Below are 21,071 nucleotides of genomic sequence, written 5' to 3' on the forward strand. Positions count from 1 at the left end.
CTTGCGCCCGGGGTGACCCGGGCACGCAAGATCATCAGGCCACCAGACTATGGACCTGGACCCCGTGGAAACGGTTCAGGACCTCCTGGGCGTGGCGGATCTCGGTTGCACGCGCTGCAGCGTCCCAACCGAGAGGTACGGCGAGGACAGCGGCGATTTCATTCAGCAGTTCGCCCGTTACGAGTCCTCGGAAGGCAAGAGATGTGCGGCGGATCAGGATGTCCACCAAGTGACCGATCTGTTCATGCTGTGCCATGAATTCAAGCTCCCGGACGCTGAGCTCGCGGGTCGAGTGCAGGAGTCGGTCAGGCCCGGCATCGAGGTAGGAGATCACTTCTTCTGCCCTGGTGCCGTAACGCGTCAGCAGCCCTGCGGCCCGGTCGGCGTCGCGGCCGGGAGACATGTGTGCCTTGATCCATTTCTGGACTCCAGCCTCTGTCTCGGGGAAGCCTGCGCCGCCACCGATGGCGAGTTTCGCCGTCGAGATCCTGCGCTGCATTCCCAGCTCAGCCAGCACGTCATCGCTGAGGTGCTCCGCCAGTGCCCGGAAGGTGGTCCACTTGCCGCCCACCAGGCTCAAAACGACGCCCTCGCGTTCAATCCGGTAGTCGCGGCTGACGAATCCGGGCTGCGTTTCATCATGTTTAGGCAACGGGCGCACCCCCGAGAATGTATATACGATCTGCCCGCGGTTGACCGTGATGTCCGGGAAAACATGTCCGATCAGGTCGAAGAAATAGTCTATTTCCGCATCGGTGCATACCGCGTCCTGGGACATATCGGCGTCGATATCGGTGGTGCCGACCAGCACGCGGTCCCCCATCGGGTAGATCAGCACGATCCTGCCGTCGGTGTGCTCGAAAAATATCTCGCGGCCGTTGCACGCAGCAAGTAAACCCGGGTGGTCCAGGACAATGTGGGAACCCTTGGTGCCGCCCATAAAAGCTGATGCTGCGCCCATAGCCTGGTTGGTCAGGTCAACCCACGCTCCGGTGGTGTTCACAATGACGTCAGCGGTGAAGTCGAACACTTCACCGGTCAGCTCATCGCGGAGCTGCACAGTGGTGCCTGGCTCAGCCGTGGCAGGCTTCTTGTCCACAAGGGATAGGTAGTTGCTGGCTCTGGCGTTTGCCTCAGCCGTGCCTGACTTGGTTCCGCCGCCGGCTTTCTCGCCATCCTGAAGCACATCGAGGGTAAGACGCTCGGGATTATGGACTGAGGCATCGAAATAGGTGGCGGCATATTTAATGCCCGGATGAAGCATAGGGAGCTCAGCCAAAGCGCGCTTCCGTCCGCGGAACTCGTGGCACGGGACGTTGCCTCCGTCGCGCGAAAAGGAATCGTAGAGGGTAAGCCCTGCCTTGATCAGGAAGGCCCCGCGTTCCTTGGGCTTGCCCTGCTGCTTGTGAGTGAGGAAGCGCAATGGTGCGGACAAAATTCCCGAGAAAGTGCTGAAGATGGGAATGGTTGTTTGCAGGGGCTTCACGTAGTGCGGAGCAATCCGCAGGAGCCTGTTGCGCTCCACCACGGATTCCCGGACAAGGCGGAACTCGCCGTTTTCCAAATAGCGGATGCCGCCATGGATCATGTGCGATGAAGCTCCGCTGGCGCCCTGGCAATAGTCGCCGCGCTCCACGAGCGCAACGTCCACGCCCTGGAGGGCAAGGTCACGGAAAGTCCCGACGCCGTTGATGCCTCCTCCAATGATGAGAACCTGGGCGCGGGGCCGCTGACGCAGGCTCTCCACTGTTTGGCGATGCTGCCGGGGGGAGGCATGGCGGCCAGGTGTTTCATTGCGTCCCAAAACAACTCCTTTGGGTTTGGTCCTTTGCGGCGCGCCCAAGGGCACGGCGCCGTTCACCACTATTGTTTGGACTAATGGAAAATGGAGTCAAGCACTATGCACGAATGTGCAGATTGGATCTTTGATGCCTCACTCACGGCACGCTGACGCGCTGAGAGCCGCACAGCTGTACTACATGCAGGACCTGACAATGGACGCCATAGCCCGGGAGCTGCGAACGTCCAGATCAACGGTCTCCCGGCTGCTTTCTGCCGCCCGCGACACCGGCCTGGTCCAGATCCAGATCCGCAGCCCCTTGGACACCGGCCCGGAGCTGGAAAGCATCATCCGAAGCGAATACAACGTGGATGTGCACGTTGTCCCGGTCCTGGAATCCCTGAATGAGGCGGAAACACTGGACCGCGTTGCCATGCAGGCTGCCAGGACCATCGGCCCGTTGGTGGATTCCAATGCCATCATCGGCGTCGCGTGGGGCTCTACATTGAGCGCCGTGAGCAGGCACCTGACCCGGAAGATCACTCACGACAGCATCATCGTCCAGCTCAATGGGGCCGGAAACATGCACACCACCGGCATCACCTACGCAAGTGACATCATGCGGCGGTTCGGCAGCGCTTATGGTGCACGAGTGGAGCAATTCCCGGTTCCCGCGTTTTTCGACCATGCCAACACCAAGACAGCCATGTGGAATGAGCGCAGCGTGCAGCGGATCCTTGACCTGCAGTCCCGAATGAGCATTGCAGTGTTCGGGGTCGGTTCGGTGGATGCGGACTACCCGAGCCACGTTTACGCGGGAGGCTACCTCGATGAAGATGACCTTAAGGTGCTGGCAAGTTCTGATGTTGTGGGTGATGTGGCCACCGTCTTCTTTCGGGGTGATGGTTCTTCGGACGGCATCACCCTCAACGAACGCTCCACTGGACCCTCGCTGGCGCAATTGCGCCAGGTCAGGCGGAGGATCTGTGTGGTGTCCGGCGCGTCCAAAATCAAGGGGCTGCGCGGGGCACTCGCTGCGGGACTGGCAACCGATCTGATCCTGGATGAAGCAATGGCCCGGCGGCTCGTAGGTTCAAAGAACGTGTCCTGACCCCGCATGACGGAAAGCAATTTGAACCATACGAGTCGGTAGAGTCGGTGCTATGAAACCTGTCCCCCGCCTTGGGCTCAACAACGGTGTGCTAATCGACCAGTTGGGCTTCGGGTTGTACAAAGTCCCGCCATCGGACGCGGCCGGCCTGGTTACCATGGCCCTTGAAGCCGGCTATCGCCATTTCGATACCGCAGCCATGTATGGCAACGAGTCGGGCGTCGGAAGAGGCATTGGTTCCCTGTCCGGATTTGAAGGCCAGGAAGGGGGCAGCGGAGCCGGAACGCCCTCGCTTTCACGCCAGGATCTCTTTATTACCACTAAGGTGTGGAACGACGACCATGGCTACGACTCCACTCTAAAGGCGTTCCAGAAGTCCATGGCAAGCCTCGGCCTGGATTACGTGGACCTATACCTGATCCACTGGCCCTGCGCCCGTCGCGGACTCTATACCAAAACGTATCGTGCCCTGGAGACCCTCTACCGGGAGGGCAAAGTCCGGGCCATAGGAGTGTCGAACTTCCAGCCGGCGCACTTAGAGCACCTGCTTGAAACAGCAGAAGTCATTCCCGCCGTGAACCAGATTGAGCTCCATCCCTGGCTCCAGCAGGAGGAACTGCGCGAGCAGCATAAACGGTTGGGGATCCGCACCGAAGCCTGGAGCCCGTTGGGGCGCGGCAAGGTGCTCCAGGACCCGGTGATTCTTGATCTCGCCTCACATCATGGAAGGACTCCGGCGCAGATCATCCTGCGCTGGCACCTGCAGCTGGAGAACATCGCAATCCCCAAGGCCAGCTCCTATGAACGGCTCAGGGAGAATCTGGATATCTTCGACTTCAGCCTGGAGTCGTCAGAAATGTCCGCAATCGCGGCATTGGACCGCGGTCAGCGCACAGGCTCCCACCCGGACAACGTGAACTAGGATTCAAGTGATGGAACAAGTGGACACGGACACCGGTCGGGCTCAGCCCCTCTTCAGCCCCCAGCTCCCCGACCGGACGCGCGCCGCTGATGTCGACGTTGACGGCGGCAGGGTGGCGTACTGGATTTACGAGCCGGTCCAGGTGACGCCCGAGACCCGGACAATCCTGGTGATCCACGGCTTCCGTGGGGATCACCACGGCCTCCTGCGCGTTGCGGACCAGCTCCCGGAGATGCGGCTGGTCATGCCCGATTTGCCAGGCTTCGGCAGCTCAGAACCGTTCAGGTCCCTGGAGCACACAGTCGAGAATTACGGCCACTTCATCAGCGGTCTTATGGCGGCCCTTGGGCTGGGCCCGGAAACGGTCCTGCTCGGTCATTCATTCGGTTCAATTGTCGCCAGCCACTTTGTGGCAGCTCATCCGGGCACTGTCCGTGAGCTGATTCTGGTCAACCCGATAGCCAGTCCGGCGTTGGAAGGGCCGAAGGGTGTCATGACCAGGCTGGCCGTCTTTTATTACCAGCTGTCTGCCAGGCTTCCCAGCAAACTCGGACTCTCGATCCTGCGGAGCCAGGTCATTGTCAGGGTCATGAGCGTGGCGATGGCCAAAACCAAGGACAGGCAATTGCGGCGCTTCATTCATGCCCAGCATTCCGCCTACTTTTCGGCCTTCGCCAACCGGCAGAGCCTACTGGAATCCTTCCGTGCGTCAGTGGGCGGCAATGTAGCTGAAGTGGCCGCCGCGCTTAAGCTCCCTGTGCTGCTGGTGGCGGGCGAGAAGGACGAAATCGCCGTCCTCCCGGACCAGTACAAGTTACTGGCGCTATTGCCCGATGCCCGACTGGAAGTCATCCCGGATGTTGGCCACCTCATCCACTACGAAACCCCTGCACCCGCGGCCGGGCATATCCGCAGCTTCCTGAAGGACCACGCCTCGTGAAAATCGTGATTGACGCCCGTTTCACCCGCACGGATCACCATGACGGCATCAGCCGCTACGGTTCAAGCCTCATCGCAGCGCTGGCGAAGATCACTGACGTTTCGATGCTGATCAGCGACCCCCGGCAGCTCAAGTTGCTTCCTGACGTCCCGTACACGCTCATCAACAGCCCGCTCTCCCCCGCTGAGCTCTTTGTCGCGGCGAAAGTCAACCGGCTGGGGGCCGACGTGGTGGTCTGCCCAATGCAGACCATGGGCTCGTGGGGCCGGAACTATGGCTTAGTGCTCACCCTGCACGACCTGATCTACTACGAACACCCCGCTCCTCCAGGTTTCCTTCCCGCACCCGTCCGCGTTCTGTGGCGCCTGTACCACAAAGCCTTCTGGCCACAACGGTTGCTGCTGAACCGGGCTGACATCGTGGCAACCATCAGCCATACCACTGCTTCCCTGATCGCAAAGTACCGCCTCACCAGGAGGCCGGTCAGGATTGTGGGCAATGCCCCCCAGCACGGGCACTCCCCCCGGGACGTCACGGCAGGTTCCGATAAGAGCCTGCTGTACATGGGCTCATTCATGCCCTACAAAAACGTGGAAACGATGATCAAGGGCATGGCTGAGCTGCCGGGGATGACGCTTCACCTCCTGAGCCGCATCACTCCCGCCCGCCGGGCTGAGCTTGAATTGCTGGTGCCACACGGGACGGACATTGTGTTCCACAACGGTGTGACGGAAGACGAGTACGAGGCCCTGCTCTCGCGGGCTACGGCGCTCATCAGTCTTTCCAAAGCTGAAGGCTATGGCCTCCCGCTTGTGGAGGCCATGTCCCATGGAACCCCCGTTATAGCCAGCGACATCCCTATTTTCCGGGAAGTGGGCTCGGACGCCGTAACTTATGTCGATCCCGATTCCCCCTCGGAGTTCGCCGCCGCGGTCCGTGCCTTGGAGGATCCTTCCGTCTGGGACGTGCAGTCACGTCGCTCTGTGGAGCGGGCGGCCGGGTTCAGTTGGGACCACTCGGCACGGCAGTTGATTGAGGTGGCAGAGGAAGTGGCGGGCCAAAGGCAGCGGCGGAATCGCAGCAGCATGTAGAAGCGCTCGATCCGCGGGCTGCCCTGCTGCAGGCTAGAGGACGTCTACGCCGTCGAGCCTCAGCTGTACTGGGTCGTCGTTCCGTTTCGCAGCCGCAGCAGCCCTCGCTGCCCTCATAGCCTTCGTGGCTTCAGTGGCTTGAGCGTAGGGAATGAACAAAAGGGTCCTGACGTCCGCTTCTGCTTCCCCTGACCCCACACCGGCGGCTGCTCGCCCGGCAGGTGATGGCACGGCGGCCGCAATCACCAGCGGTGCAGGTCCGGCAGTACGCAGCACTATCCCCAATCTGGCAAGGCGCTGCTCGACGGCGTCGACAAAGTGGCCCACGGCAGTCCTGCCTCCCGTGATGGAAGCGATGCGGACGGCCGGTGGCAACTGCAGTTCGCGCCGCAACGAGAGCTCCCGTGCTGCGTAACCGCCGGAGTCCCATCTCAAGAGGGCGCCGACGGCGGCCGCGTCATCGGCTGTGATGACCACCAGCCCGCCCTCAGTTGACGGGCGCACGAGGGCGGCAGCGTTGAACCACCGGCGAACAGCGTCCTCACCCGCTCGGAGGCTTTCCCGTCGCAGCAAAGAATCCCCGTCCAGCAGCAAGGCGGCGGCGTACCCATTTTCGGCCACTGGTTCCGCTCCGACCGTGGAAACCACCAGGGCCTTGGCGTCGGGGACCGTGGCCTTGACCTGATCAGCTGACGACGTGATCACCGGAGCTCCGGGAAAGGCACGCCCCAGTTCCTCCGCCGTCCTCAACACGCCCGTTGCGCCGCGGCGAAGATGCCGCCCGCCACAATGAGTGCATTGCCATTCGGGAGCCGGGGTGGAGCACCAGCGGCATTGTGGGACAGCAGACGTGCCAGCGGCTCCCGCAATGGCCAACGGCCCCTGGCAGGCTCCGCAACGTGCCTGTTCGCGGCATCGCTCACACGCCAAGGACGGTGCGTATCCCGTGCGGGCCACCTGCACCAGGACCGGCCCCCGCTGGAGTCCTTCCTTGGCCGCACGCCAGGCGGCACCGGGAAGACGGGCAATCCTGGCGAGAGGATCGCGCTCTTGCTCGTAGCTGTCCGCCGTGTTCAGGACGCGCGGCACGGTGCGGCGAACCTCCGTACGCCCAGCTTCCACTGCCCTTGCCCAGCCCGACTCCACCAGTCGCTGGAGTTCCGTACTGCGTGTATGGGCAGCAAAAAGGCAAGCCGCATTCTCCTGGCCTGAGCGCAGGAGCAGAATTTCCCGCGTGTGGGCATACGGTGAGCGTTGCTCGATGTGGAGGTCATCGCCGTCGTCCCAGCACACCACCAGCCCCAGGTTCTGCACGGGGGCATAGGCTGCGGAGCGGGTGCCGACCGCCACGTGTGCGGATCCTGTCAGGAGGCGCAGGTAATTGCGGTAGCGCGGCGTCGGCCCGTCTTCGGCGCTCAGGCGCGCGACGTCTCCGGGTGGCAGCACCTCCAGGAGCGCTGCCTCCACCCGGTCCAGGTCGCGGTAATCCGGAACAACAACCACAGCGTCCCGGCCGGAGGATCTCACAGCCGCAACAGCTTCCGCCAGCAGTCGCGGCCAGCCTGCAGCTCCAAACCCCTGCAGGGCGCTGAGAACCGCCTTGGGTGTTTCGCCCGCGGAAAGATGCTGAAGGAACGCCGGCCCGTTGCCATATCTGGCCCAGTTCCCCGAAAGCCGATATCCGGCAACTCCGGATTCCGGGCCCTCAGGACGCTCAAGGAGCCCAGCGAGCTCCTTTTCGAGCCTGGCCACGCGCGGCGGGATTGCAAGCCTCAGGACATCGCTGACCGTACCGGCATACCTTGCAGCCACACTGCCGGCAAGTGCGGCCAGCGCAGGGGTCAGGACGGCGACGTCGGAGACAACCTTGTGCAGGGGTACCAGTGAGTGCCCGGCATCCGACCCGGCGACCCGTTCCAGGAGATACCCGGAGAGGTCCTGCCCGTTGAATTTCACCTTGACGCGAACCCCTGGCTGCGCTGCTTGATGCAGGGTCGCCGGGACGCTGTAGTCGAATGGCCTGTCCAGATGTGGCAGCGGAGACTCGATAAGGATCCGGGCCACTGGCAACTCCGGGGCAAGATCCGGACCAGCCGGTGATTGACGTTGTGCCAGCGGGGGAAATCCTTGGAGCAGTGAAGGCTGGACAGGCTCGGGCGGACCCGGTTGTCCACGCATAGCCATGCTTCCGCCTGCGGCGACGTTTCTCCCGACAGTCGTCATTTCCCTTGCCTCCCCTCGGCATCGCCAGTGTTTCGCCGGTTTGCAGCCCTGCAGTTCTGCACTCCTGAGAGCATTGAGCCTGCGCCGTCTGGATGGCGGGCCAACTATAGCCAACCACCAGGCACTGACATTTGCAGGGACATTTCCGGGAGGTGAGGCCCGGGAGGAGGTCAGGCGTTGAAGAAGGCCTTCAGTTCCTCGACTCGGTCAAGCCGCTCCCAGGTGAAGTCAGGGTCATCCCGCCCGAAGTGGCCGTGAGCAGCCGTCTTGGCGTAAATGGGGCGCTTCAGGTCAAGGGCATCGATGATGGCCCGCGGGCGGAGGTCGAAGATCTCGGCGATAGCTTCGCTGATCCGCGCCGGGTCCACCGTTTCGGTCCCGAAAGTTTCTACATAAGTACCCACGGGCCGTGCCTGGCCGATTGCGTAAGCGATCTGGATTTCCGCACGCTTAGCAAGGCCTGCCGCAACAACATTCTTCGCGACCCAGCGCATGGCATAGGCAGCGGACCGGTCAACCTTTGAGGGGTCTTTGCCGCTGAAGGCGCCGCCGCCGTGGCGGGCCATTCCCCCGTACGTGTCCACGATGATCTTGCGGCCAGTCAGGCCGGCGTCGCCTACCGGGCCGCCGATGACGAAGGCACCTGCGGGGTTCAGGATGTTGACCGTACGCGAAATATCAAGGTTTGCCGTCGCCAGGACGGGATTTATGACGTACTCAACCAGATCGGCCCGAAGCTGCTCAAGGCTTGCGCCCTCAGCGTGCTGGCTGGAAATCACGATGGTTTCCACTGAGACCGGGCGGTCGCCGTCGTAGCCGATGGTGGCCTGCGTTTTTCCGTCCGGACGAAGATAGGCGAGCTGGCCATTCTTGCGTACTTCCGTCAGCCGTTCCGAGAGACGGTGGGCAATCCAGATGGGAACCGGCATGTACGAAGGCGTTTCATCGCTGGCATAGCCGAACATCAGGCCCTGGTCGCCTGCGCCTTGGAGATCGTAGTCGTCCGCCTGGCGGCCTTCGCGGGCTTCCAATGAATTGAAAACCCCACCCGCGATGTCGTTGGACTGTTGGCCGATCGATACTGACACACCGCAACGGGCGCCGTCGAAACCATTGGCGGATGAGTCGTAGCCGATGCCAAGGATGGTCTCGCGGACAAGCTGCGGGATTTCAACGTACGCGTCAGTCGTGACTTCACCGGCCACGTGGACCAGGCCGGTAGTAGCCATCGTCTCTACCGCTACCCGAGACTCCGGGTCCGCAGCCAGCAGCGCATCGAGGATCGCATCACTGATCTGGTCGCAGATCTTGTCGGGATGTCCTTCAGTCACCGATTCAGAGGTGAAGAGGCGCAAGGGCGAAGGCGCAGGGTGGGATCCGGGAAGGTGCAGCGGTAAAGTCACTCAACTACCTTACTTGTTGGGATGCGGATGGCTGGTGACATGTTTCCCCAGACTAAGGAGAACATGGGACTAAGGCGACCAAGGCACTTGGAGAACATCGACTGGCCGCACACGGACAAGCCTAGGCTCGCGGATAAACCCTGCTCAGTTCAGTACTGATCCGGTCAATCACGGCGGAAGCGACGTCTGCCTTCGAACCGGATGCAGATTGGGGCTCCGAGCCGGCACGGGAGAGGATAACCACTGAATTGTGCTCCCGGCCGAAGACCTTGCCTTCTCCGACGTGGTTGACGATCAGCAGGTCACACCCCTTGCGTTGAAGCTTGGCGTTGGCATACTCAAGGACGTCGCCGTCGGCGTCACCCGTTTCCGCGGCAAACCCCACGATCAGCTGGCTGCGGGAAGAACTGTTCCTGACCTCAACGACCTCTTTGAGGATGTCCGGATTTCGCACCAGGGTAATCACTGGGTCCTCGGTGTCGTCCCGCTTCTTGATTTTGGTCTCAGAGACTGCGGAAGGGCGGAAGTCCGCCACTGCCGCAGACATGATCACGACGTCGGAACCCGCCGCCTCCCGGAGGACTGCTTCGCGCAACTGCAGCGCCGTCTCCACCTCCACCAACTCAACACCGGGAGGCGGTGGAACATCCATGTGCGCGGCGATCAGCCGGACAGTCGCTCCTGCGTTGAGCGCTGCGACGGCCAGAGCCACTCCCTGCTTTCCCGAGGAGCGGTTGCCGAGGAACCGGACGGGGTCCAGCGGTTCCCGGGTTCCCCCGGCGCTGATGGTTACGGTTCGCCCGGCTAACGGCAATACGTCGGATTCTGAAAGCCCCGCCGGGGAGACCGGCTGCCCCTCAGCCCCCTCGGCCAGGGACTGCGTAAGCGCCATGGCTGCTTCGAAGATGGCCTGCGGCTCCGGCAGGCGGCCGGGCCCGGAGTCAGTCCCCGTCAGCCTTCCGCTTGCCGGTTCCAGCACAGTAACTCCACGGGAACGAAGTGTTTCAACATTCGCCTGCGTAGCCGCATGCTGCCACATCTCGGTGTGCATGGCAGGAGCCATCAGGACGGGTCCGCTTGCCATGAGCAGGGTGTTGGTGAGGAGATCGTTGGCAATGCCATGGGCTGCCCGCGCCAGAAGGTCCGCGGTGGCCGGAGCGACCACTATCAGGTCAGCCTCGTGTCCGAGACGAACGTGGTTGACGCTGGGGACGTCGTCGAACACGCTGTTGCTGACCGGGTTTCCCGAGAGCGCTTCCCACGTTGCCACGCCGACGAAACGGCTGGCGGCTTCGGTGGGGACAACAGTGACATTGTGGCCGGCTTCAGTAAAAAGCCGGAGGAGCGATGCCACCTTATAGGCGGCAATCCCTCCCCCGACTCCGAGGACTATGCGCACGTGACCTCCGTCAACAGGCAGTCTTTAGGTTCTACTCTGCAGGTTCGATCGGCGAGGAAACCAGTTTGCCTTCGTTGATTTCACGCAGGGCGATTGAGAGTGACTTCTCGTTCAGCTTGGTGTCGACCAGGGGGCCGACGTACTCGAACAGGCCCTCGTGAAGCTGGGCGTAGTAAGCGTTGATCTGACGTGCACGCTTGGCACCGAAGATCACCAGGCCGTACTTGGAATCAGCAGCCTCCAGCAGCGAATCGATCGGCGGGTTGATGATGCCTTCAAGGTTCGTGGACACGAATTCTCCAAATTCTAACGGGCTGACTTTTCCCGGCGCCTAACGCGGGTTCGGGACCAGCCCCATGAGTGAAACAAGCTCGTCCGCTGCCCGTCGAACGTCATCATTGATGACGGTGTGATCGAACTCCGGTTCAGCGGCAAGTTCTAGTTTAGCGGTTTCCAGCCTTTGCTGCTGTTCGTCCGCTGTTTCGGTGCCGCGTCCCACGAGCCTGCGCACCATTTCCTCCCAGCTGGGAGGAGCAAGGAAGACGAATTTGGCGTCGGGAACGGCCTGCTTTACCTGCCGGGCTCCCTGCAGATCGATCTCCAGGAGAACCGAGCGCCCGTCGGCGATAGCTGCTTCAACAGTGCTGCGCAGAGTCCCATAGCGGTTCTGTCCGTGCACTACTGCCCACTCCAGGAGTTCCCCGGCCTCGATCAGGGCGTCAAACTCTTCCGGGGACTTGAAGAAGTAGTGAACGCCGTCCTGCTCGCCTGGCCGGGGCGGGCGGGTGGTTGCCGAGACTGAGAGCCACACGTTGGGGTAGTTGTCCCGGATGTAGGTGGATACGGTGCCTTTGCCAACAGCAGTGGGGCCTGCGAGGACTGTCAGTCCGGGATTCTTGCTCACGTATTCCTTTGAGGCGGTATGCGGATGGATCTGTTTCTCGTTCGTAAAATCTACCAGCGCCTCGCGCTGGCGGGTTCCCAGGCCCTTCACCCTTCTCGAGGCAGCAATCCCCAATTGCTCCAGTAGGTTGCGCGCCGTTGCTGCACCAACGCCAGGCAGGGATCCCAGGAGTTCGGTGACCCTCATCCTTGCGATCGCGTCGTCCTGGGTTGCTGCATTCAGGAGCTCATTGAGGGAAAGAGTTCCGGCCTTCAGTTGCTCCTTAGCGGCGGCGCGTGCGGCCCGGGCGGCGGCTGCCTTGTTCAGGGCCGCCACCCGTTCCTGGTGCGTCAGTGCCGGCAAACCCATCAGGCGGCCCGCAGGCCTTCAAGGGTGGCAAGCGCTGCGTCGCGAAGGGACGTGAGCCCCGGGCCAGCTTTCAAAATGTCCCTGCTGGATGTCCCGAGGACCTGCCCGTACGCCGGTCCGAACGTTCGGCGAAGGTCAGCTGGAGTGGCACCCTGGGCACCGAGACCGGGAGCCAGAATGGGGCCCCGGACCGAGGCGAGGTCCAGGTTGAGACTGGACAGGGCGTTGCCCACTGTTGCGCCCACAACAAGGCCCACTGAGCCCAAGGTCCCCCCATAGCGGATGTTCTCCCCCGACGCGGCCTCTACAATGCGTCGGGCGACGGAATCGTCACCCCCCACGTGCTGGACGGATGCGCCTTCAGGATTGGAGGTCAGCGCCAGGACAAAGACGCCGCGCCCATGCTCGGCCGCGAGGTCCAGGGCCGGCCGCAAAGACTCAAAGCCGAGGTAAGGGCTGAGGGTCACCGAGTCCGCCGCAAGCGACGAACCGTCCCGCAGCCAGGCATCGGCGTATGCAGCCATGGTGGATCCGATGTCACCGCGCTTGGCGTCGGCGATGGTGAGCACGCCCTCGTCCCGTGCCACGGCAAGAATTTCCTCCAGCACGGCCATACCGGCCGAACCATGGCGCTCGTAGAGCGCCACCTGCGGCTTGACCGCGGCGGCGAGCGAACCGACCGCCTCCAAAGCCGTCAGCGAAAACCGCCGCAGGCCGGCGGCGTCGTCGTCCAATCCCCAGTCCTTGAGGAGCGCAGGGTGTGGATCAATGCCAACGCAGAGTGGACCGCGCTCGGCCATGGCCTTGCCCAGCCGGGAGCCAAAGGACTCCCGGCGGGCCGTGGCTGGTGCCTCAGGCTCAGGCATTCTTGGCTGCTGCTTCCGCGGAATCCCGGTTTTGAGAGGCGAACAGGGCAGCAGCATGCTCCTGCAGGCTGGTCACCGACCATTCATACGTGCGCAACGCCTCGATGGCCTGGACGGCGGCATTGAACTCGGCGACCGTTGTGATGCAGGGGATGCCGATGGACGTTGCCGCGGCACGCAGTTCGTAGCCGTCACTGCGCGCTTCACCGCCGGAAGGAGTGTTGAAGACCATGTCGATCTCGCCGGCGATGATGAGATCGGCAATGGTGCCTTCGCCCTCGGCACTGCTGCCTTCAGCGACCTTGCGCACCGGGGTGGCCTGGATTCCGTTGCGGCGCAGGACGTCAGCAGTGCCGCCCGTGGAAACAATCTCAAAGCCGAGGTCGGACAGGCGCTTGACACCCATGATCACCGAGCGCTTGTCCCGGTTGGCCACGGAGACAAAGATCTTGCCTTCGGTGGGCAGGGCGTTGTTGGCCGCTGCCTGGCTCTTGGCGAAGGCAGTGTCAAAGTGCTTGTCAATGCCCATGACTTCGCCCGTGGAACGCATTTCCGGGCCAAGCAGGGAATCCACAACCTTGCCCTCAGGCGTCCGGAACCGGCTGAACGGCAGGACTGCTTCCTTGACCGAGACGGGAGCGTCCAGGGGAAGCGTGGAGCCGTCACCGCTTTCCGGCAGCATCTTGTAGGCGCTGCGCAACTGGTTGATGGTGACGCCGGTACCAATCAGTGCCGCGGCCTTGGCCATCTGCACTCCGGTTGCCTTGGACACGAACGGCACTGTACGCGAAGCGCGCGGGTTGGCTTCGAGCACGTACAGGACGTCAGAGGCCAGGGCGAACTGGATGTTGATGAGGCCGCGGACACCCACGCCTTCGGCAATCGCCCGGGTGGCAACCCGGACCCGCTCGATCACGTTGTTGCCCAGGGTGATGGGAGGCAGCACGCAGGCGGAGTCGCCGGAGTGGATCCCGGCTTCCTCGATGTGCTCCATGATGCCGCCGAGGTACATGTCCTTGCCGTCATAGAGGGCGTCGACGTCGATTTCGACGGCGTCCTCGAGGAAGCGGTCAATCAGTACCGGATGATCAGGGGTGATTTCCGTGGCGTTGGCGATGTAGCGGGAGAGGTTCGGCTCGTCATAGACGATTTCCATGCCTCGGCCGCCCAGCACGTAGGAGGGGCGGACCAGCACCGGGTAACCGATCTCATCGGCGATCTTCTTGGCGTCGTCGAAGGAGACGGCCGTCCCGTTCTTCGGCGAGATCAGGCCCGCTTCGTCCAGCACACGACTGAAGGCGCCGCGGTGCTCAGCGAGGTCGATCGCTTCCGGGGACGTGCCAAGAATGGGGACACCGGCGTCGGCAAGCTGTTGCGCCAGTTTCAGCGGCGTCTGGCCACCGAGCTGGACGAAGACGCCCATGACTCCGCCGGTGCGCTCCTCTGCGGCGATGACTTCGAGGACGTCCTCGAGAGTCAACGGCTCGAAGTACAGCCGTGTGGAGACGTCGTAGTCGGTGGAAACCGTCTCAGGGTTGCAGTTGACCATGACAGTCTCGTAGCCGGCCTTGCGCAATGCCATGGAGGCGTGAACGCAGGAGTAATCGAATTCGATGCCCTGGCCGATGCGGTTGGGGCCGGATCCGAGGATGAGGATGGACGGCTTGGAGTGCAGCGCCACCTCGTCCTCTTCATCGTAGGAGGAGTAGTGGTACGGAGTGTAGGCAGCGAATTCGGCGGCGCACGTGTCCACGGTCTTGTAGACGGGCCGGATGCCGAGAGCCTGCCGGACGCCCCTGACTACGGCCTCTGAATTGTGGGTCAGGCTGCCGATCTGCTCGTCGGAGAAACCGTGGCGCTTGGCCCGCTGCAGCATCTCCTGCGTCAGCGCGGTGGACGTGCGGATCTCACGGGAGATTTCGTTGAGCAGCTGCAGCTGGTCCAGGAACCAGGGGTCAATCTTGGTGGCTTCGAAGAGATCCTCGACACTGGCGCCGCCCAGCATGGCGCGCTGGACCTGGTGGAGGCGCTCCGTGGTGGGCCGCTTGGCCTTTTCGATGAGTTCCGGGACTTCCCATTCAGGGACCGAGCTGAAGTCCAGCTGCGAACCCTTCTGCTCCAGGGACCGCAGTGCCTTCTGCAAGGCCTCAGTGAAGTTACGGCCCATGGCCATGGCCTCGCCCACCGACTTCATGGTGGTGGTCAGGGTGGGGTCAGCGGCAGGGAACTTCTCGAAGGCGAACCGCGGCACCTTCACCACAACGTAGTCCAGCGTCGGCTCAAAGGAAGCCGGAGTTTTCTGCGTGATGTCGTTGGGAATCTCGTCCAGGGTGTAGCCGAGCGAGAGCTTGGTGGCGATCTTGGCGATGGCGAAGCCGGTTGCCTTGGACGCCAGAGCAGAGGAACGCGAGACGCGGGGGTTCATTTCGATGACCACAACGCGGCCGGTGTCCGGCTCGATGGCGAACTGGATGTTACACCCACCGGTGTCCACGCCTACTTCACGGATGACGGCGATGGAGATGTCCCGCAGGCGCTGGTATTCGCGGTCGGTCAGCGTCAGGGCCGGTGCGACAGTGATCGAGTCACCGGTGTGGACGCCCACGGGGTCGAAGTTTTCGATGGAACAGACAACAACGACGTTGTCGTTCTTGTCCCGCATCATTTCCAGTTCGTATTCTTTCCAGCCGAGGATGCTCTCTTCGAGCAGCACCTCGCTGGTGGGGCTGTATTGCAGGCCCTGGCCAACAATCCGCAGCAGGTCACCCTCGTTGTACGCGAGCCCGGAACCGAGTCCGCCCATCGTGAAGGAGGGACGGACCACCATCGGGTAGCCAAGGTCTTCCGCGGCCCTGAGTGCTTCGTCGATGGTGTGGATGATGTGGCTGCGTGCTGATTCGGCACCGCAGCGTTCTACAACGCCCTTGAATTTCTCGCGGTCTTCGCCGAGTTCAATGGCAGCGATGTTCGCACCAATGAGTTCCACGTTGTACTTCTCCAGCACCCCGTTTTTGTCCAGCGCGATGGCGGTGTTCAGTGCCGTCTGACCGCCAAGGGTTGGCAGAACCGCGTCAGGGCGTTCCTTCGCGATGATCTTCTCCACAACCTCAGGGGTGATGGGCTCGATGTAGGTGGCGTCTGCGAACTCGGGATCCGTCATGATGGTGGCGGGGTTGGAGTTGACCAGGATAACGCGCAAGCCCTCCTCCTTGAGGACACGCAGTGCCTGGGTACCGGAGTAGTCAAATTCAGCGGCCTGGCCGATGACGATCGGGCCGGAACCGATGACCAGGACGCTCTTTAGGTCAGTTCTCTTGGGCATTACTTGTTGTCCTCAGTCTTGTTTTCGTTAACGTTCTGGGCGTCGCCTGCGGCGGGGTCTTCGGATTCCGTTGCCTCTGGTCCCTCAGAAAGGTTGGCCGTTTGGCCGTCCCGCTGGCCGGCCATCAGTTCGATGAAACGGTCAAACAGGTATGCGGCGTCGTGCGGACCGGCGGCCGCTTCGGGGTGGTACTGGACCGAAAACGCCGGAATGTCCAGGCATGCAAGGCCCTCGACGACGTCGTCGTTGAGGCTTACGTGGCTGACCTCAACACGCCCGTAACGCTCCTCCGGAGCCAGGGTGGCTCCGTCCAGGGGTGCATCAACGGCGAAGCCGTGGTTCTGGGACGTGATCTCGACCTTGCCGGTGCGGCGGTCCATCACAGGCTGGTTGATGCCGCGGTGGCCGTAACGGAGTTTGTAAGTGCCAAAGCCGAGGGCCCGGCCCAGGATCTGGTTGCCGAAGCAGATGCCGAAGTAGGGAAGCTTTTCATCCAGGACAGAACGCAGCAGTTTGACCTGGTTGTCGGCTGTCGCGGGGTCGCCGGGACCGTTGGACATAAAGAATCCGTCCGGGCTGACTGCATTGACTTCCTCGATGGTTGCCGTGGCAGGCAAAACATGGACGCGTACTCCGCGTTCCGCGAACCGCTTGGGAGTCATGGCCTTGATGCCAAGATCGATGGCGGCAATGCTGAATCGCACATCGCCTTCCCACCCGTGATCCTTGGGCTCCACGACGTAGGCTTCCTCAACGCTGACCTCTTCGGCCAGGCGTGCTCCCTCCATGGGAGCACTCGCCAGCACCTGGTCCAGGAGCTCCTTGTCCGTGGCCGCGGCGGCGTCGCCGGAGAAGATGCCGGCGCGCATGGTCTTGTGTTCGCGCAGGTGGCGGGTGATGGCACGCGTGTCCACACCCTGGATTCCGACGATGCCCTGCTCGATGAGTTCCTCGTCAAGGGAGCGCTCAGAGCGCCAGTTGGAGGGACGTCGGGCCGCGTCGCGCACAATGTAACCGGCCACCCAAATCCGGCGGGACTCGGCGTCGTCGCTGTTCACGCCGGTATTGCCGATGTGCGGCGCTGTCTGCACCACAAGCTGGCGTGCGTAAGACGGATCAGTGATGGTCTCCTGGTAGCCCGTCATGCCCGTGGCGAAGACGGCCTCGCCGAGCGCGGTGCCCTGGGCGCCATAGCTGCTGCCGCGGAAGATCCGTCCATCCTCCAGTACCAGGGCGGCACCGGTGGCCTTCGAAATCGCTTCTGTGTTTGTCACTTCTGTAGCCGTCACGTCTTTACTTTCCACTATCGGCATCTGCCTGGGGGCCTGCCGGGATTAATTCTTGAAATACCTTGAGGAGCGCTGTCTTATCTTCAGCGCGCCGGGTTCGGAACCCGGTGTCCAGTTCGTGGTCACCCAGCGTCCAGCTGATGACGAGCAGTCCGTCCTTTTCAACGAATTTGCCTGCCATCCCGTTGTCGAGCCGGATACCGGTGAGATTGCCGGCGGGGATAAAAAGGGGGTCGGCCCCGCTCCGCTCGAAAAGCGCGCCCTCAGGGTGCGCCTGCAGGACGGCGTTGGTTCGGATTCCCAACCCATGGACCGCGATGCGGTCCAGCCAGTCGCCGGCCGTTGTGGTGGTTACGTATTGGCCGTCGGCTTTGGTGATTGCGGGGTCCAGCCGGGCAGGGACGGCGGGCAAAGGTTCGACGTCGGCCTGCCGGCGACGGCGGTTCCGCCAGCCGATTCCGATCATCACGAAGATGACGGCCGCGACCGCGAGCATCCCGATTCCGGGCAGTATTTTGTCCATCAGAGGCCGCTCACCGGACCAGCGGCCGGTACCGCCTGCTGCACAGCGGCAGTGTTGCGGTAGGGCGTGTTCAGCTTGCCCTCGAGAACCGTGGGATGGCCCTTGAAGAACGTTGCCACCACTTTGCCCGGCAGTTCCCTGCCGGCAAAAGGAGAATTGCGTCCCATGGTGGCCATGGTGGAGGGGTCAACTGTCCACCGCGCGGCGGGGTCCACCAGAATGATGTTTGCTGGTTCGCCTGTTTCGAGCGGCCGGCCCTGATCTGCCAGCCGGCCGATGACCGCAGGAGCCGCGGAGGTGACCCTGGCGAAATCGGACCACGACATCAGCCCGGTTTCAATCATGGTCTGCTGCACCACGGAGAGGGCAGTTTCCAGGCCCGTCATGCCCATCGCAGCCTGCGCCCATTCGCATTCCTTGTGTTCGCTGGGGTGCGGGGCGTGGTCTGTGCCCACGACGTCGATGGTTCCGTCAGCAAGGGCGGCACGCAGGGCCTGGACGTCGGCGTCAGTGCGCAACGGCGGGTTCACCTTGTACACAGGATCGTAGCTGCGGACCAGCTCGTCCGTCAGCAGAAGGTGGTGCGGGGTGACTTCGGCCGTGACGTTGATGCCGCGAGCCTTCGCCCAGCGGATGATCTCAACGGACCCTGCCGTGGAGACGTGGCAGACGTGGAGCCGGGATCCGACGTGCTGGGTCAGCAGCACATCGCGGGCAATGATGCTTTCCTCGGCAACGGCCGGCCATCCTGCCAATCCCAGGACCGCGGAGACGTCGCCTTCATTCATCTGCGCGCCCTCGGTGAGCCGGGGTTCCTGCGCGTGCTGGGCCACGACGCCGTCGAACGCTTTGACGTATTCCAGAGCGCGGCGCATCAGCACGGGATCGTGGACGCAGAGGCCGTCGTCGGAGAACATACGCACCTGCGCACGGGAGTCAGCCATGGCGCCCAGCTCAGCGAGCTGCTGGCCGGCGAGTCCGACGGTGACGGCTCCTACGGGACGGACGTCCACCCAACCCGCGGTCTGGCCAAGGCTGTGAACCTGCTCCACCACTCCTGCGGTGTCTGCCACGGGGGTGCTGTTGGCCATGGCGTGCACGGCGGTGAAGCCGCCCAACGCCGCAGCCCGGGTTCCTGTTTCCACTGTTTCCGCATCCTCGCGGCCCGGTTCCCGCAGGTGGGTGTGGACATCCACCATGCCGGGCAATGCCACCAGGCCCTCGCCCTCAATGACGGTGGCACCATCTGCGTTGATGTTGACACCCCGGTCCACGATGAAGCCGTCCTGGATAAGGAGGTCTTCCTTGGCACCATCGAGAATTGCGGCACCCCGGATGAGGTATGCGCCGTTGTTGTTGGCCATCAGTTGCTCTCCTTGCTTAAGTTGTGGGCTGGTTCGCGGGTTTCCCCGGAGAGCAGCAAGTACAGGGCGGCCATCCGGACGGACACACCGTTCCGCACCTGTGAAAGTACGGTGGAACGGTGCGAGTCGGCAGCGGCTGCGGAAATTTCGAGTCCCCGGTTCATGGGGCCCGGGTGCATGATGATGGTGTCCTTGAGTCCTATACGGTCAAGCGTACGGAGCCTGTTGTCGTCGAAGCCCCACCGGCGGGAGTATTCCCGGGTTGAAGGGAAGAATGAGGCATTCATCCTCTCGCCCTGGACACGCAGCATCATGACGGCGTCGACGCCTTTTTCAAGGGTCTCATCGAGGTCGTAACTCACGCTGCAGGGCCATTGCTCGACGCCGATGGGCAGCAGAGTGGGAGGCGCCACCAGGGTGACCTGCGCTCCCAGCGTCCGCAGAAGCCACACATTGGACCGCGCGACCCTGGAGTGCAGGACATCGCCGGCGATGGCCACGCGCATGCCCTTCAGGTCACCACCCGTTGACGCGAGACCGCCGAGTTTCGCCCAGTGCCGGCGCATGGTGAACGCGTCCAGAAGTGCCTGGGTTGGGTGCTCATGCGTGCCGTCACCGGCGTTGATCACCGCCGCGTCAATCCAGTCCGTTGCTGCCAGGCGATGCGGTGCACCGGAGGCCCAGTGACGGATAACGACGGCGTCGGCCCCCATTGCTGCCAGGGTCTGCGCCGTGTCCTTCAGCGACTCGCCCTTGGACACGGAGGATCCCTTGGCTGCGAAGTTGATGACGTCGGCGGAGAGCCTCTTGGCGGCGGCCTCAAAGGAAATCCGCGTCCGTGTTGAGTCTTCGAAGAACAGATTCACCACAGTGCGGCCACGGAGCGCCGGGAGCTTTTTGACTTCCCGCTCCCCTACCGCGGCCATCTCTTCGGCAGTGTCCAGGATACGTTTCGCGTTGTGCAGGCTGAGATCCTCGGTGGACAGGAGGTGCCTCATGCGCCTGCCTCAATAACGACCTCGTTGACGGGCTCGCCATCCCGGGAGTCAGTTTCTTCGAGCCGGACGCGGACTTTCTCCGCAGACGAGGTGGGAAGATTCTTGCCCACGTGATCAGCCCGGATGGGGAGTTCCCGGTGTCCGCGGTCGATGAGAACTGCCAATCGGACAATCCGGGGACGGCCAAGGTCGATGATGGCGTCCAGGGCGGCACGGATAGTGCGTCCGGAGTAGAGGACGTCGTCTATGAGCACAACAACCTTGTTATCGATCCCGGTAAGCGGGAGCTGGGTGGGATATGGCGGCCGGGTGGGCTGATGCGAGAGATCGTCCCGGAACATTGTGACGTCCAACTGGCCAACGATGGCGGCGGGGTCGACGTCGGGATCGGCGGCGGCGATTTTTTGCGCCAGCCGGACTGCGAGTGGATAACCACGCCGCGGGATGCCGAGAAGCACCAGATCCCGGGAGCCTTTGTTGGACTCGAGGATCTCATGGGCGATACGAGTGAGTGCACGGTCAATGTCCGCCTGATTGAGAACAACCCTGGCGGGCACGGGTGCCTGTGTGACAGAAGCCAACGCTCGT

17 protein-coding genes and 1 pseudogene are annotated in these 21,071 nt (G+C 62.8%); 4 read left to right on the forward strand and 14 right to left on the reverse strand.

What is annotated here, in order from left to right; translation table 11 throughout:
* Positions 1-34: 34 nt before the first annotated feature.
* On the reverse strand, positions 35-1,804 hold the full coding sequence (locus RIN13_RS09575; RefSeq protein ID WP_309107102.1) for a glycerol-3-phosphate dehydrogenase/oxidase: 1,770 nt from the start codon (positions 1,802-1,804) through the stop codon (positions 35-37).
* Between the two features lie 124 nt (positions 1,805-1,928).
* On the opposite strand from RIN13_RS09575, the gene RIN13_RS09580 reads away from it, so the two are divergent.
* Genes RIN13_RS09580 through RIN13_RS09595 form a run of 4 tightly spaced genes read left to right on the forward strand, consistent with a single transcriptional unit; the run spans position 1,929 to position 5,844 of the window.
* The gene (locus tag RIN13_RS09580; RefSeq protein ID WP_309107103.1) at positions 1,929-2,891 is read left to right on the forward strand and encodes a sugar-binding domain-containing protein; all 963 of its coding nucleotides are present in this window, start codon (positions 1,929-1,931) and stop codon (positions 2,889-2,891) included.
* A gap of 52 nt (positions 2,892-2,943) precedes the next feature.
* On the forward strand, positions 2,944-3,813 hold the full coding sequence (locus RIN13_RS09585) for an aldo/keto reductase (protein WP_309107104.1): 870 nt from the start codon (positions 2,944-2,946) through the stop codon (positions 3,811-3,813).
* 10 nt (positions 3,814-3,823) lie between these two features.
* Entirely contained in the window at positions 3,824-4,753 is a 930-nt protein-coding gene (locus RIN13_RS09590) for an alpha/beta hydrolase (protein WP_309107105.1), read from the forward strand.
* Positions 4,750-5,844: a glycosyltransferase family 1 protein gene (locus RIN13_RS09595; protein ID WP_309107106.1), complete on the forward strand. Its 1,095-nt coding sequence runs from the start codon at positions 4,750-4,752 to the stop codon at positions 5,842-5,844. Before RIN13_RS09590 ends, RIN13_RS09595 begins: the two co-directional genes overlap by 4 nt.
* A 33-nt stretch (positions 5,845-5,877) precedes the next feature.
* Here the strand turns inward: RIN13_RS09595 and RIN13_RS09600 are convergent, their stop codons facing one another.
* From RIN13_RS09600 to pyrR, 13 genes and pseudogenes are all read right to left on the reverse strand, one after another.
* Entirely contained in the window at positions 5,878-8,022 is a 2,145-nt protein-coding gene (locus RIN13_RS09600; RefSeq protein WP_309107152.1) for a primosomal protein N', read from the reverse strand.
* 215 nt (positions 8,023-8,237) lie between these two features.
* Positions 8,238-9,470 (reverse strand): methionine adenosyltransferase, encoded by a 1,233-nt coding sequence (gene metK, locus RIN13_RS09605; protein WP_309107107.1) that lies wholly within the window; start codon positions 9,468-9,470, stop codon positions 8,238-8,240.
* Positions 9,471-9,591: 121 nt separating this feature from the next.
* Positions 9,592-10,869 carry a bifunctional phosphopantothenoylcysteine decarboxylase/phosphopantothenate--cysteine ligase CoaBC gene (gene coaBC, locus RIN13_RS09610; RefSeq protein WP_309107108.1) on the reverse strand — a complete coding sequence of 426 codons (1,278 nt, stop codon included), beginning with the start codon at positions 10,867-10,869 and terminating at the stop codon, positions 9,592-9,594.
* Between the two features lie 31 nt (positions 10,870-10,900).
* A complete protein-coding gene (gene rpoZ, locus RIN13_RS09615) occupies positions 10,901-11,161 on the reverse strand; it encodes a DNA-directed RNA polymerase subunit omega (protein WP_309107109.1) in 261 nt (86 codons plus the stop codon).
* Positions 11,162-11,200: 39 nt separating this feature from the next.
* Positions 11,201-11,773: a guanylate kinase gene (gmk, locus tag RIN13_RS09620; protein ID WP_309107153.1), complete on the reverse strand. Its 573-nt coding sequence runs from the start codon at positions 11,771-11,773 to the stop codon at positions 11,201-11,203.
* A 57-nt stretch (positions 11,774-11,830) separates the two neighbouring features.
* Positions 11,831-12,121, reverse strand: a pseudogene (gene mihF, locus RIN13_RS09625) (integration host factor, actinobacterial type); the annotation flags it as partial.
* Positions 12,121-12,987, reverse strand: coding sequence for an orotidine-5'-phosphate decarboxylase (gene pyrF / locus RIN13_RS09630; protein ID WP_309107110.1), 867 nt, complete (start codon positions 12,985-12,987; stop codon positions 12,121-12,123). The pseudogene mihF and the gene pyrF, both read right to left, overlap by 1 nt.
* A complete protein-coding gene (carB, locus tag RIN13_RS09635) occupies positions 12,980-16,309 on the reverse strand; it encodes a carbamoyl-phosphate synthase large subunit (RefSeq protein WP_309107111.1) in 3,330 nt (1,109 codons plus the stop codon). Before carB ends, pyrF begins: the two co-directional genes overlap by 8 nt.
* Positions 16,309-17,622: a glutamine-hydrolyzing carbamoyl-phosphate synthase small subunit gene (gene carA / locus RIN13_RS09640; protein WP_309107112.1), complete on the reverse strand. Its 1,314-nt coding sequence runs from the start codon at positions 17,620-17,622 to the stop codon at positions 16,309-16,311. Before carA ends, carB begins: the two co-directional genes overlap by 1 nt.
* On the reverse strand, positions 17,603-18,121 hold the full coding sequence (locus RIN13_RS09645) for a hypothetical protein (protein WP_309107113.1): 519 nt from the start codon (positions 18,119-18,121) through the stop codon (positions 17,603-17,605). The genes carA and RIN13_RS09645 overlap by 20 nt, the downstream gene beginning before the upstream one ends.
* A complete protein-coding gene (locus RIN13_RS09650) occupies positions 18,121-19,485 on the reverse strand; it encodes a dihydroorotase (RefSeq protein ID WP_309107114.1) in 1,365 nt (454 codons plus the stop codon). The genes RIN13_RS09645 and RIN13_RS09650 overlap by 1 nt, the downstream gene beginning before the upstream one ends.
* Positions 19,485-20,483 (reverse strand): aspartate carbamoyltransferase catalytic subunit, encoded by a 999-nt coding sequence (locus tag RIN13_RS09655; protein ID WP_309107115.1) that lies wholly within the window; start codon positions 20,481-20,483, stop codon positions 19,485-19,487. The genes RIN13_RS09650 and RIN13_RS09655 overlap by 1 nt, the downstream gene beginning before the upstream one ends.
* Positions 20,480-21,064, reverse strand: a complete 585-nt coding sequence (gene pyrR, locus RIN13_RS09660) for a bifunctional pyr operon transcriptional regulator/uracil phosphoribosyltransferase PyrR (protein WP_309107116.1) — start codon at positions 21,062-21,064, stop codon at positions 20,480-20,482. The genes RIN13_RS09655 and pyrR overlap by 4 nt, the downstream gene beginning before the upstream one ends.
* Positions 21,065-21,071 lie beyond the last annotated feature (7 nt).

Origin of the sequence: Arthrobacter sp., from assembly GCF_031179985.1 — a bacterium.
Lineage (GTDB): Bacteria > Actinomycetota > Actinomycetes > Actinomycetales > Micrococcaceae > Arthrobacter.

Bases quoted from the DNA above. Each gene is read 5' to 3' on its own strand.
- RIN13_RS09600 (WP_309107152.1), bottom strand. From the start codon at position 8,022: ATGCGTGGACAACCGGGTCCGCCCGAGCCTGTCCAGCCTTCACTGCTC.
- carA (WP_309107112.1), bottom strand. From the start codon at position 17,622: ATGCCGATAGTGGAAAGTAAAGACGTGACGGCTACAGAAGTGACAAAC.
- pyrF (WP_309107110.1), bottom strand. From the start codon at position 12,987: ATGCCTGAGCCTGAGGCACCAGCCACGGCCCGCCGGGAGTCCTTTGGC.
- carB (WP_309107111.1), bottom strand. From the start codon at position 16,309: ATGCCCAAGAGAACTGACCTAAAGAGCGTCCTGGTCATCGGTTCCGGC.
- RIN13_RS09655 (WP_309107115.1), bottom strand. From the start codon at position 20,483: ATGAGGCACCTCCTGTCCACCGAGGATCTCAGCCTGCACAACGCGAAA.
- RIN13_RS09580 (WP_309107103.1), top strand. From the start codon at position 1,929: ATGCCTCACTCACGGCACGCTGACGCGCTGAGAGCCGCACAGCTGTAC.
- RIN13_RS09585 (WP_309107104.1), top strand. From the start codon at position 2,944: ATGAAACCTGTCCCCCGCCTTGGGCTCAACAACGGTGTGCTAATCGAC.
- RIN13_RS09650 (WP_309107114.1), bottom strand. From the start codon at position 19,485: ATGGCCAACAACAACGGCGCATACCTCATCCGGGGTGCCGCAATTCTC.
- RIN13_RS09590 (WP_309107105.1), top strand. From the start codon at position 3,824: ATGGAACAAGTGGACACGGACACCGGTCGGGCTCAGCCCCTCTTCAGC.
- RIN13_RS09645 (WP_309107113.1), bottom strand. From the start codon at position 18,121: ATGGACAAAATACTGCCCGGAATCGGGATGCTCGCGGTCGCGGCCGTC.